Here is a 13,025-nt window from a genome sequence, read left to right as displayed (position 1 = left end):
TTGCTATTTTGTTTTTTTCTTTTTAAATTTGCTTAATACTTCATAAACGATTGGAACAATAAGAAGTGTTAATAACGTTGAACTTGTTAATCCACCAATTACCGTTACACCAAGCCCTTTAGAAATTAAGCCGCTACCTTCAAATCCTAATGCAAGCGGGATAAGAGCCCCGATTGTTGCAATTGCAGTCATTAGAATAGGACGCAAGCGTGTTGCACCAGCTTCTAATAAAGCTTCACGTGTTGATAAACCTTCATTTTCTTTATGAATAACGCGGTCGATAAGCACGATTGCATTTGTTACAACGATACCGATTAACATAAGCGCCCCAATCATTGCAGATACACTTAATGTTTCACCAGAGATTAATAAGGCAACAAGAGCCCCAATAATTGTGAATGGTAGCGAGAATAAAATTGCGAATGGTGCAAGGGCACCGCCAAATGTAACGACAAGAACGAAGTATACAATGGCAATCGCAGCTAACATCGCTAGGCCAAGTTGCTTGAATGATTCTTGAATATCTTTAGTAACACCGCCCATAGAAACATCTACACCAGAAGGAAGATCCATTTTATCTACTTCTTTTTGGACTGCAGCAGATGCTTTTGAAACGTCATCAGATGTTAATTTGGCACTAACCTCTGCATAAACACGGCCATCTCGGTGTGTTACTGTATTCGATGTTTCACCTTCTTTTACAGTCATAACATCTTTTACAGCTACTTCATTACCAAGTGGTGTTGTAATTTTGCGATTTGTTAAGTCATCGATTGTTTCATAATTTTGTTTTTCAGCTTCTACATATACATTGATATCTTTACCGTCTTTTTTAATTGTTGTCAGAACAGGGCGATCATGTTGATTAGAAAGTCCCATTCCAATTTGAGCAGCCGTTAAGCCCATTTTACTCAGTTTTTCTTGATCTGCGACTAAAGTGTACTCTGCATATGTTTTTGCAATACTAGAATCTATATCTTTTAAGTCTTTATTTTTCTTCATGATATTTTGAATATCTTTTACGACAGGCTTAATGTCTTCTGAGCTATCTCCGTAAACGTATAGTTTAATTTCGTTACTACCGCCACTTGCTCCGAAGTCTTGGTTTTTCCATTCACCTTTTCCAGACATTTTTTGTAAATCTTTCACGACTTGTTCTTTTTCTTTTTCGAAGTTTTTCGTGTCGTTATCATATTGAACGAAGAACATAGCTTGATTTGTTTGACCAGGGCTCATTGGATTCTCTCCACCTAATGAGAACTGAATTGTTTTCACGTCTTTATTATCTTGGAAGTGTTTCTCAGCTTTCGTTGCAATTTTTTCAACGTCTTCTAATGTTTGACCTGGTTCAGGTTTGTATGTTGCGATAATCATTTTTTCTTCTTCAGAAGGTAAGAAACTTACACCGATAACCGGTACAAGTGCGAGACTACCAACTAATAGAAGGACAGCAATACTAGATGTAATAATTTTGTGATTTAAAGCCCATTCAAGTATACGTTTATACCCATTTGCTAATTTGCTTGGTTTCTCTTCATGATGTACCTCTTTTTCCCTCGTGCTTTCTTTCTTAAATAAGGAATGAGCAAGCATTGGTACGATTGTAACAGCCACTAGTAACGATGCTAATAAAGCGAAGACGATGGTTAAGGCGAATGGTAAGAACATTTCACCAATCATACCTTTTACAAGCCCTAGCGGTAAGAATACAGCGATTGTCACAATGGTAGAAGACATAATCGGAATAAACATTTCTTTCGTAGCTTCACGAATTAAATCTCTTCCGCGCAATTTCTCTTCTGATAACGACATACGTCGGTAAATATTTTCAATAACAACAATTGAGTCATCAACAACACGGCCTATAGCAACTGTCATTGCTCCAAGCGTCATAATGTTAAGCGTAATATCCATTTGCTTTATGACTAAAACAGCAATTAATAAAGAAAGTGGTATTGAAACGACAGAGATTAACGTTGTTCGAATATTTCGTAGGAACAGCATAATAATAACAATCGCAAAGATAGCACCGAAAATTGCTTTGCTCAGCATTGTTTCAACTGATTTTTCAATAGGTGCACCTTGGTCGAATGTTGAAATGATCTCTAAATCTTTATATTTTTTCTCAAAATCTTTTACTTTATCTTTTACTGCATTTACAACATCAACTGTATTTGCATCAGAGGCCTTCACAATTTGAATTCCAATTGCTTCTTTTCCATTTGTTCGAGAAATGGATTCTGCTTTCCCAACTTCTTTAATTTCAGCAATTTCGTCTAATGTAACTGTTGGAATTCCGTTCATAGCAGCTGGATTCATTTGCGGCGTTTGTGCACCAGCGCCAGCATTTTGACTACCTTGACCGTTAGGTGATGAAGGTATAGCTGGTATTTTGAGTTCTTTTAATGCTTTAATCGTTGTAATATTGCCATCTACAACAACTGATTTTTCCGTGTCTTTAAACGTGTATAAGCCAAGTGGTAAAGATACATCCGATCCTTTAATTACATTTTTTACAGTATCTTCACTTAGTCCTAGTTCTTTCATTTTATCTTTCTTGAAGACGAGCTGTACTTCATCTACTTGTTGACCTGCAATTTGAACAGATGCAACACCATCAAGTCCTTTTAATCCCGGTACAATATTTTTCTCTACATTTTCAGTTAAGGTAGCTAAAGATTCATTCTTGCTTGCTACGCTTAACGAAATAACAGGAAAAGCATTGAAGTTTACTCGTGAAACTTTAGGGTCTTTAACACCTTCCGGGAGTTTCACATTCGTGAGAGCTTCTTTAATTTCTGTTTCTGCTTTTTCCATATTTTTATCAAAATCGTATTCTACTTGAATAGAAGATGCATTTTGAAAAGACGATGAGCTCACAACGTTAACGCCGCTTAAATTTTGTAGTTGTTCTTCCATCGGCTTTGAAACTTTATCAGCTACTTCTTCTGGTGTAGCACCAGGATAGACCGTAGTTACTGTCACAATCGGTGTTGTAATATCAGGAATTGTTTCCAGCTTCATATTGAGTCCAGAGTAGATCCCCGCAATAGTAACAATAATGGTTAGTAGCCAAACTGCGAACTTATTTTTTAACGAGAAATTGATGATTTTGTTCATGTTTGCGCTCCCTTTGTATTGTATTGACCAACCGGTCAGTCTAATACATAATATAACTGACCGTTTGGTCAATCGTCAATAAAAAGAGACGGTATAATACATTTATAATAAGATGCGAGATTAAATTTAGGAGAGAAGATATGAAAGAAAAAGAGCGTTTAATTATAGAAGCGGCTATGAAGTTATTTGCTACTAAGGGTGTAAATGCGACATCAGTGCAGGAAATTGTGACAGCTAGTGGTATATCTAAAGGAGCTTTTTATTTATATTTCAAATCGAAGGATGAGCTTTTATTAGCGACACTTCGATATTATTATGACAAAATCCAAAAGAAAATGCTGGATATTGAGCAAGAGTCTTTATTACCACGTGAAAAATTTGCAAAACAATTACATTGTCAGTTTAATGATATACAAAAGCATAAAGAATTTATTATTATGCATGCGAGAGAAAATGCGATTCCGTTTAATAAAGAAGTGGAAGAATTTATGATGCGGATGAAGTTAGAGTCTCATGCATTTTATCGGAATAGTTTATTGTCCATTTATGGTGAAAAGGTTATGCCATATTTATTGGATTTAGTAATTATAGTAGAAGGCATATGCCGTGGGTATTTAGAATTAATTATTTTACAAGCAGCAGAAATTGACTTATCTTATGTCTCTGCTTTTATTTTAAAAAGAGTAGATAATTTAGTAGATGGCTTGGTAGAATCTTCGGAAGAACCTATTTTACACGAAGAAAAGCTTGGAGAATTCCTTTGTAAATCAGAGCTCATTAAGGAACAAGTTAAAGAGCATTTTTTAAAAGAAATTATTGTATTTAAGCGTAATTTAGCTGATCAATTAGAGGATGATGAGTTGCTAGTAACATTAGATGTTTTAGAGGCGGAAATGCGATTGCTTAATCCAAGAATTCCGGTAATTAGAGGTATGTTAGCAAATTTAGAGGCGTATCCGGAATTAAAAGAATTTCGATTACGCCTTATAGGATACTACAATATAAAAAATTCTTAATAAAAACAAGCAAAAACTCCTTGTCTACACAAGGAGTTTTTGCTTAAAGACTACTTACTATTTTGAGACCATTCTTCTACATCCCAAACCTTTGTGATCCAATCTTCATAGAATTCCGGTTCGTGACATACAAGGAGAATTGTTCCTTTATATGCTTTCATAGCCTTCTTAAGTTCGTCTTTTGCTGTAACATCAAGATGGTTTGTCGGCTCATCAAATAGTAGCCAGTTACTTTCTTCACCCATTAACTTACATAAACGAACTTTTGCTTGTTCTCCACCACTTAATTGACTTAATGGGCGAGAAATATGTTCATTTTTTAATCCGCATTTTGCTAACATCGCACGAATTTGATGCTGGTCTAGGCCAGGGAATGTATTCCATACATCATCAATTGGTGTTATATTATCAGCTTTAACTTCTTGCTCAAAGTATGCAGGCTCTAAGAAGTCACCAAGACTTGTTTTACCGTTTAAAGGTTTAATTTTACCTAAGATTGTTTTTAGTAACGTTGATTTACCAACACCATTACATCCAACAATAGCAATTTTTTCACCACGCTCAATTGTCATTGATAACTTTGGTAGTAGCGGATGTGTATATCCGATTTCTACATTTTCACCTTCAAAGACGAAGCGACTACTTGCACGACTTTCTTTAAATGAGAATTCAGGTTTGATTGCTGTTTCCGGACGATCAATAAGTTCCATGCGATCAAGTTGTTTTTGACGACTCTTTGCACGACCTGTCGTTGAATAACGAGCCTTGTTCTTTGCAATGAAGTCTTCTTGCTTTTTGATAAACTCGCGCTGCTTTTCATAAGCGTTTATATGTTGATTTTTATTGATTTCTGCTAGTTCTAGGAATTTTTCATATGTCGCTGTATAGCGTGTCATTTTTGTGAATTCTAGATGGAAAATAACATCAACACATTTGTTCATAAATTCCGTATCATGAGAAATCAATAAGAATGCATGTGGGTATTCTTTTAAATAAGTTGTTAACCAATGAATATGTTCAACGTCTAAATAGTTAGTAGGTTCATCAAGCAATAACACCTCTGGTTGTTCAAGTAATAGCTTTGCAAGCAATACTTTTGTACGTTGTCCACCACTTAGTGCTGAAACATCACGATCTAAACCAATAGCATCAATTCCAAGACCACGTGCAGCCTCTTCAATTTTCATATCTAGTAAATAGAAACCACCTGCTTCAAGTGCATCTTGTATTTCTGCCATTTGTTCAAGAAGTTCTTCTAGTTCTTCTGGTGTAGCAGTTCCCATTTTTTCTGTAACTTCATTTAAAGCTGTTTCCTTTTCGAATAACGGTAAAAATGCATCCGCTAGTACATCACGAATTGTACGTCCAGGCGTTAAAACCGTATGCTGATCTAAGTAACCGTAATGTGTGCCTGGTGTCCATTCTACACGACCTTCGTCATGAATAAGCTGACCAGTAATGATATTCATGAATGTTGATTTACCAACACCATTTGCACCAACTAATCCAACGTGCTCACCTGCTAATAATCGCATAGATACATCTTTAAATAATGTACGATCGCCAAATGTATGTCCTAATTTTTCAACTGTTAATAAGCTCATAGTATCCTCCGTCCAACTTGAAATAGTACCTTGAATCATGATACTAAATTCTTTCATATAATGCCATCATTTCAAAATGTATATTTTTTCAAAAAAGGGTTGCATTAATTTTCTGAAAATATATAATGTAATTGAACAGTGGTTAATTAAATGTGTGAGGTATGAAATATGTCGCCAAGGAAAGCAGTTAAACAAGAACTAACAAGAGAAATGATTATGAATGTAGCTAGGGAGCTATTTATAGCACAAGGATATCAACATACTTCAATGCGCAAAATTGCAACAGAACTTGGATATAGCCATGGTTCGATTTATTATCATTTTAAAAACAAAGCAGAGCTATTTTACGCAATGGTAGAACAGGATTTTCAATTATTAAATAAAAAGTTAGATGAAATTTGTAATCAAAAATTATCGAGAGAAGAGCAACTAAGAGCAGTTTTATTCGGTTTTATTGAATTTGGTCTAAGAAATCAGAGTCATTATGAAATTATGTTTTTAATTAAAGATGCCGAATTAAAAGAGTGTTTGGAAAATAGTCCTAATGTTAGCTATGAAAAATTTGCGAAGGTTATTTCTTCTTTATGTGATGGGAAATTAAATGCGATGATAATATGGTCTGTTTTTTTATCATTACATGGATTTGTAGCACATTATTGCAGAAGTGGCCAAACGTTTGAAGAACTACAAGGTTTGGCTAAGGTACATGTAGAGTTTATTTCAAAATCGCTTCTTATGTAAGTGATTTTCTTTTTAATATTAATTGAACAGTGGTTAATTAATTTAGGAGGGGATTTATAATGAAAAAGGCTTTAGTATTAGGTGCTTCTGGTTCAATGGGTTATGCAATTGTAAACGAATTATGTGGCCGAGGGATTCATGTGGTTGCTTTTGCAAGAAATAAGGAGAGATTAGGTGCATTATTTTCTGGGAACAAACATGTAGAAGTTGTAGCCGGCGATGTATTTATAAAAGAGGATATAATGAATGCTGCTAAAGATGTTGATATTATATTTCATGCTGTAAATATTCCGTATTCAGATTGGGAGAAACAGCAAGAGAAATTATTAATAAATATATTAGAGGTATCGAAACATTACGGTATCAAAATAGGAATAGTTGATAATATTTATGCGTATGGAAGGCAAGGGGAAGGGCTTGTAAAAGAAGAGGCTAAAAAGAGACCACACACAAAGAAAGGGAAGATTCGTTTACAACTTGAAGAGTTGGCAAAACAAGCTAATGTACGAATGTTTATTGCTCATTTCCCAGACTTTTATGGTCCAAATGCAGAAAGCACACTTGTTCATCATACATTAAAGGGAATACTTGCAAATAAAATGTCTAGCTTTGTTGGAGATAAAAAGATTGCCCGTGAATATATTTTTACACCAGATGGTGCAAAAGCAATGGTTGAATTAGCTTTACATGATGAGGCCTATGGACAAAATTGGAACATACCAGGTTATGGTGTTATTACAGGTGAGGAAATGATTCAACACATACGGGAATTAACGGGATATACCAAACGAGTAATAACTGTAAAAAGAGGAATGATCCAGTTTATTGGTCTGTTTGATAAGCAGATGAAAGAATTTATGGAAATGCTATACTTGACGGAAAAACCAATTGTATTAAGCGGGGAGAAATATGAGAGGTGTATCGGGGATATACCAAAAACTTCGTATTATAATGGGCTAAAAGAAATGATTATATCTATGCAAAAAAGGGTGTGTAAATGTTAGTATATAAAAAAGTTACTTCTACCTACAGAAGTAACTTTTTTGTTATGCCTTTTGTTTAACTTCACTAACTTTCTTTTCAGCTACAATAAAATGCGGTCTACGTTTTGTTTCATAATAAATACGACCGATATATTCACCAATAACACCTAGGAATATGAGTTGAATACCGCCAATAAATAGTATAGCGGAAATGAGAGTAAAGTAACCAGGAACTTCCACACCACCAAGGATAATTTGAACGAACGTAGTGATTACATATAAAAGTCCAAAAATGGTTGTTAGTAATCCAAGATATATAGATAGACGTAACGGTTTATTATTGAATGAAATTACACCATCAATTCCGTAATTTAATAATTTCGAGAAGGTCCATTTACTTTCTCCATCAGAACGTAATACATTTTCATATTCAATGATCAATTCGTTATAACCAATCCAAGAGAATAAGCCCTTTGAAAATCGGTTGTACTCACTTAAAGATACTAATGAATCCACTGCTCTTCGACTTAAAAGTCTAAAGTCACCAATACCATCTACTAATTCAATATCTACAAACTTATTCATCACCTTATAGTAAAGACGAGAGACGAAAGAGCGAACGGGTGAATCACCGGTTCTTGTCCTTTTTGCAATGACTTGGTCGTAGCCGTCGTTATATCCTTCTAACAGTTCTTTTATTAACGTAGGAGGGTGTTGTAAGTCAGCATCCATAATAACAATGGCATCGCCTGTAGCGTATTTTAAACCAGCTAACATTGCAGCTTCTTTTCCGAAGTTTCGACTAAACGATATATAGTGTACCGATGAATCTGAACTAGCTAAATCACGTAAAATATTTAATGTATCATCTTTACTACCATCATTAACAAAAACAAATTCATAATCGGTAGTTAATTTATGAATTTCAAGAGAAGTCTCTGAATAAAAGGCTCGAAGCACCTTTTCTTCATTGTAGCATGGTACAACGATTGAAAGAGTCATTTTTGACACTCCTTGTTTGTAGTGGGTTAAAACAATGTTATGCGTTTTTATATGAAGCTATCCAATTGGATAGCTTCATGATTCATTGATTGCTCATTATTGCTTTTTAAAAGAAAATTTTCGTCGTGCTTTTGGATTTGTGAAAATTAGTAAAGCTACACAAATAATTAGTGAAATGATTGATATAATCATACCTAATTTGAAGTAAGGTGTAACGTAATTCATTTCGATTACATGTGAGCCTTTTGTAATGGGAACACCGATAAAGGCAGAATTCGCTTTCGTAAATTCCTTTTCTTTTCCATCAACTTTTATAGTCCAACCTTTACTATATGGAACAGATAAATATAGGAGCCCGTCTTTATTTGAGTTGATATCCCCTTTTAAATAATTGTTCTTATAATAAATATTTTCAAGCCTATTTTCAGTTAATTTTTTTGTTTCTTTTTGTACACTTTCATAGTTTACGATATTTGCTTGTAAGTCACCTAATTCATACTCACCTGCCATATCAATAGAGATAGTTAGGTTTTCTGGACGCTCATTGCCTAAATTGTAAACAAATCTTTCTAACGGATACGAGTATGCACCAGCATCGTCACCTTTTCCAATCGTTTTTCCATTAACAGTTGCATTGAATGTACCTGTATTTTTCAATTTTAATTCTATCAGTAGGTCACCAGGCGTATTAGGATAATGGATAGGTACGATCATATTTCCAAAGCCATGAACAATTAGTTTGTTTCCTTCTTTTACCATGTTTTCGAATTTTGCTTTTTCCGTTTTAATAGATACTGCCTTTGATTTAAGGTCTTGTTTATTAAAATGGTTTAATGAAAATTCTTTTGTATTATTAACGACAACAGCATGTAATAATAATTGATCACGCTGAGCGAAGTTTAATTTAGAAAACTCTTCTTCACTTATAGCCGAATCATATACATACCCTAACGGTAAGGCATAGTCATTTTTGTAAATATTATATGGTCCTACTTGCTGTAATAGTTTATATCCATAAGGTACATTCTTTGGATCTGTATCAGCACTTAATACGCGATATTTTATACCTAGCATATTTTCAAGTAGTAGTCGACTATCAGCTTGATAAAACATTGAAGGTGTATCGTACATTTGGAATACGCCATATTTATTTTTCATAAAGTCATGGACATAATAATTAACCAAGCTTTGATACGTACTTACGCCATGATATCCTTGTAGCATTGGTGTGTTATATTCACTATATGGATTAAGAATACGATAAAAGTCTTTATCATTTTCTTGTATGTAGCGAATTGCAGCAATTTCTTCTTTATTATCATAGCCTGGTTCGTGTAACTTTTCAGTTGAAATCTGGCTCTGTCCGTAAACGGTACTAAGTATATTATTCGCATACATATAATTCATAGAAATTGTGCTAACGAGTATGTTCAATACAACTAAAAATTGTATGAAGGGTTTAGAAATATAACGCCATAAACATACTGTAATAACAGAAAGAACGACAGTTCCGAGTAAAATGTTATCAACGTCTTGTAAAGGTTTATCAGTTACATTTATATTTGCTTTTCTATAAAATGCATAAATGAATAATCCAATAGACACTAATAAACTTATTAAATAAGGTAATTTGTAGTCTTTCTTATGAATAATCATCCAATCTAGAATGTATGCAATTGTTTGGGCAATGACAAATACAAATAAATAAAACCATCTAGATTGCATTGCTGAAAAACCATTAAATACAGAATATGTATATGGAAGCATAAACAGAATGAACATGAATAACGTAAAGAATACTTTATTTTTAACGAGTTTATCACGTATAAACATTCCAAATACGATTAAGAATAAAATTAAAGCTGGTAAAGCCAGTTGATGATTTTCAGCACTATACATGAAGAAAATATTTTCCATTAAATCTTTATAAAATTTATCTTCAAATAATAGTGGTATCTCAAACTTTTTTGATAGTCGATCGGCGCTAAATACGGCATTAACTGATGGGAGGAAGCAAACGGCGGCTAAACCGAGTGATAGTCCGTACAATAAGCCGATTCTAATATAATAAGTTAGAAAAGAGCCAATCGTTTTATTTTGTTGTGTCGCAAAGTATTGGAATAATGCATAAATGAATATGAAAATACTTGTGATAAAAGCAAAATAAAAGTTTGATGCTAACATTAAAGTAGCAGCGATTAGGAAAAGTCCGCGCTTCTTTTCAATAATATATTTATCAAGTCCCCATATTACTAATGGTAAAAATACAATGGCATCAGCCATGAAATCCCATAGTAAAGAGTGGCGGATGAAAGTAATACAGCCACCATATATAATAGCAGCAACAAAAGATGAGAATGCTGTTTTATTATGGTAACGTAAAGAGCCATACATGAATAACATAGCTAAAAAGTTTTTTAAAATACTCATGTATAATTTCACGTCATAAACTTGCTCAAGACTTAGTTTAGGTAGTAACAGTGTAATCCAGAAAAATGGTGATGTGCTGTAATAATAACTAAACTCTCCAAATAAATCTCCACCTAACCCATAATCAAAAGACCAGAAAAGGTTGCCATCTTTAAAGGCATGTTGCAGAAGAAACGTAAAGAAGCCAAATTGGCGTAATGCATCCCCTGTACCAGAAAAGGCTTGATTAGATGTTAAAAAGAAATAATGAAAAGCAAAAGCACACAATAATAATATTGGCATAATTATTATCGTTTTCTTGGAAAAGAACTTATTATTCGGCTTTATGCTCATAAAAATTGATAATCCTCCTTTAAAAGTTGTTATCATGTAGCAACTAGTTTTTAGGTAGCATATAAAAACACACCAATTTTTAAAGGTGTGTTCTTTAGTTTTAACATGAGAAAATATATATTTTTGTTGAAGCATATATATTTTTACAGGCGTTGAAATTCATAGTTTACATGTAATTTAGTATAAGGCATTTTCAGAAAGTAAGTCAATTTGACCTGGAATATATAGAATTTTTTTACTGAAGAAAAATGGTAGTATATAAAAAACAAAAAGCTTTTCCATTTTTAAATAGGAAAAGCTTTTTGTTTTTAAGCATGTTTGCGAATGAGCTTTTGTTTTATAAACCCTAAAACGAACCCACGTATTTGAGGGTCAATTAAAACCCCGATTATACCGTATAGTATACCAGTAAGCGTTAAAGCAACTAATGGTGGTAAGTTGATTAATGCAATTCGGTATATACCGTAACTAATAATAAAGGCTAAGGAATTAAATATAATTCCTTTAACTAATAATTGCATGCCTTTACGAATAAAGAGTGTAAATCCGATTAATAGTGTAATTTCGGTAAGGATAGCTGCGGCAGCTGCCCCCATCATTCCATATTTACTACCTAATACAATATAACCTATGATAGCAACAACTAATCCAATAGTCATTGTTGTTGCGCGTTTCCATTGCTGGCCAATTGTTGTTAAATTGTCGGCTAGTGGATAGTTAATTGATTGTAAAATAACCATAAACGCTAAAATAGCAAGAGCGTCACCAGCGGGGGCGTACTTTTCTCCTAATAAACTAACAATCCAGAAACTTGGATCAGCAATAAAGGGGATAGAAATTCCCATTCCTAAAAAAGACATAAGTTTTAATTCAAAACTTGATAATTTCCTATGTTCTTCAATGTTTTTCTCATTACCAAAAGCAAAAAGCCTTGGATAAAAGGCAGCTGCAATTACTCCCGGTATTTGATATAGTACAGCTGGTATTTTAGATGCAGCACCAAAGAATCCAACTTGATTATATGTTGAAACCTTTTCTAAGATAATAGGCCCCAATTGTGGTAAGAGCATAATGATGATTCCATTGATTGTGAAAATAAGTAGTTGATCTAAAATACCTTTATCCCAACCCTTATGGACTTTCGTATAGCGTATTGTCATTATAAAGGCGATAACACCTGTTACAAGACTAGATACCCCGTACATGGCAGCAACCATCATAAGTGACCATTGGAAAGACATCCCTAGTAATAGGGCAGCAGCAGCTGTTACACCTTGTAGTACGGAAATAATAGCTGTAAATTGCATGCGTTCTGTTACTTGGAAGTAAGCCATCCCAACACCTTGTAAGGTTGCTCCGAACATTGTTGGTAGAACAACCCAATATACCATCGCACGTAAGTAAGCATCGGGATAGAAGAACTGGGCAAAAATAGCGAAAAGTACAGAAATTACGATAGCTAATATTAAACGAATACGTAAATAACTACTTATTAGCACGCTAATATTAGCATCGCTTCTCGTTCCTTCACGCATAAACGTATGTGTCAAACCTGCATCTGTAAAGTAACAAATAACAGCTGAAACTGCTAACGCAGTTGTAAACATACCGTAATCACTTGGAGAAACATATCTTGCAAAGAAAATGGTTGCAATAGCCAGTACAAAACGGACAGTAATGTTTCCTACAAAGAGGTAGGATGCGTTTTTTAGAATTTTATTTGTTTTCATGAGAAAGGACCTTTCTATTCTTTAGGACCGGATTAGCTTGTCCTATTTGTAAATTTGATTTGTTCA

Annotated in this window: 8 protein-coding genes; 3 read left to right on the top strand and 5 right to left on the bottom strand. The window is 33.9% G+C overall.

Going from position 1 to position 13,025, the window contains the following annotated elements:
• Window positions 1–3: 3 nt before the first annotated feature.
• Window positions 4–3,120 (bottom strand): efflux RND transporter permease subunit, encoded by a 3,117-nt coding sequence (locus MHI26_RS27940; RefSeq protein ID WP_061667938.1) that lies wholly within the window; start codon window positions 3,118–3,120, stop codon window positions 4–6.
• A gap of 140 nt (window positions 3,121–3,260) precedes the next feature.
• On the opposite strand from MHI26_RS27940, the gene MHI26_RS27935 reads away from it, so the two are divergent.
• On the top strand, window positions 3,261–4,136 hold the full coding sequence (locus MHI26_RS27935) for a TetR/AcrR family transcriptional regulator (RefSeq protein ID WP_000659598.1): 876 nt from the start codon (window positions 3,261–3,263) through the stop codon (window positions 4,134–4,136).
• Window positions 4,137–4,186: 50 nt separating this feature from the next.
• On the opposite strand, the gene MHI26_RS27930 is transcribed toward MHI26_RS27935, so the two are convergent.
• Window positions 4,187–5,740: an ABC-F family ATP-binding cassette domain-containing protein gene (locus MHI26_RS27930; RefSeq protein ID WP_000055384.1), complete on the bottom strand. Its 1,554-nt coding sequence runs from the start codon at window positions 5,738–5,740 to the stop codon at window positions 4,187–4,189.
• 168 nt (window positions 5,741–5,908) lie between these two features.
• Between MHI26_RS27930 and MHI26_RS27925 the strand changes: the two genes are divergently transcribed.
• Complete coding sequence (locus tag MHI26_RS27925) at window positions 5,909–6,481, top strand: TetR/AcrR family transcriptional regulator (protein WP_061667937.1); 573 nt, start codon at window positions 5,909–5,911, stop codon at window positions 6,479–6,481.
• A gap of 59 nt (window positions 6,482–6,540) precedes the next feature.
• Window positions 6,541–7,485 carry an NAD(P)H-binding protein gene (locus MHI26_RS27920; RefSeq protein WP_061667936.1) on the top strand — a complete coding sequence of 315 codons (945 nt, stop codon included), beginning with the start codon at window positions 6,541–6,543 and terminating at the stop codon, window positions 7,483–7,485.
• A gap of 42 nt (window positions 7,486–7,527) precedes the next feature.
• Here MHI26_RS27920 and MHI26_RS27915 read toward each other — a convergent pair whose 3' ends face one another.
• The 3 genes from MHI26_RS27915 to MHI26_RS27905 all read right to left on the bottom strand — a co-directional run bounded on the left by MHI26_RS27915 (window position 7,528) and on the right by MHI26_RS27905 (window position 12,959).
• Complete coding sequence (locus tag MHI26_RS27915; protein ID WP_000175828.1) at window positions 7,528–8,466, bottom strand: glycosyltransferase family 2 protein; 939 nt, start codon at window positions 8,464–8,466, stop codon at window positions 7,528–7,530.
• A gap of 96 nt (window positions 8,467–8,562) precedes the next feature.
• A complete protein-coding gene (locus tag MHI26_RS27910; RefSeq protein WP_061667935.1) occupies window positions 8,563–11,229 on the bottom strand; it encodes a YfhO family protein in 2,667 nt (888 codons plus the stop codon).
• Window positions 11,230–11,537: 308 nt separating this feature from the next.
• A complete protein-coding gene (locus tag MHI26_RS27905; RefSeq protein ID WP_000856134.1) occupies window positions 11,538–12,959 on the bottom strand; it encodes an oligosaccharide flippase family protein in 1,422 nt (473 codons plus the stop codon).
• Between the last annotated feature and the right edge of the window lie 66 nt (window positions 12,960–13,025).

This window comes from Bacillus sp. FSL K6-1218, from assembly GCF_038006445.1.
Lineage (GTDB): Bacteria > Bacillota > Bacilli > Bacillales > Bacillaceae_G > Bacillus_A > Bacillus_A thuringiensis_S.
This window is presented reverse-complemented; position numbering and strand designations above follow the sequence as displayed.

What these genes read in the sequence shown, in the direction of transcription:
- MHI26_RS27910 (WP_061667935.1), bottom strand. Translation starts at nt 11,229, where the DNA reads ATGAGCATAAAGCCGAATAATAAGTTCTTTTCCAAGAAAACGATAATA.
- MHI26_RS27940 (WP_061667938.1), bottom strand. Translation starts at nt 3,120, where the DNA reads ATGAACAAAATCATCAATTTCTCGTTAAAAAATAAGTTCGCAGTTTGG.
- MHI26_RS27930 (WP_000055384.1), bottom strand. Translation starts at nt 5,740, where the DNA reads ATGAGCTTATTAACAGTTGAAAAATTAGGACATACATTTGGCGATCGT.
- MHI26_RS27920 (WP_061667936.1), top strand. Translation starts at nt 6,541, where the DNA reads ATGAAAAAGGCTTTAGTATTAGGTGCTTCTGGTTCAATGGGTTATGCA.
- MHI26_RS27915 (WP_000175828.1), bottom strand. Translation starts at nt 8,466, where the DNA reads ATGACTCTTTCAATCGTTGTACCATGCTACAATGAAGAAAAGGTGCTT.
- MHI26_RS27905 (WP_000856134.1), bottom strand. Translation starts at nt 12,959, where the DNA reads ATGAAAACAAATAAAATTCTAAAAAACGCATCCTACCTCTTTGTAGGA.
- MHI26_RS27925 (WP_061667937.1), top strand. Translation starts at nt 5,909, where the DNA reads ATGTCGCCAAGGAAAGCAGTTAAACAAGAACTAACAAGAGAAATGATT.
- MHI26_RS27935 (WP_000659598.1), top strand. Translation starts at nt 3,261, where the DNA reads ATGAAAGAAAAAGAGCGTTTAATTATAGAAGCGGCTATGAAGTTATTT.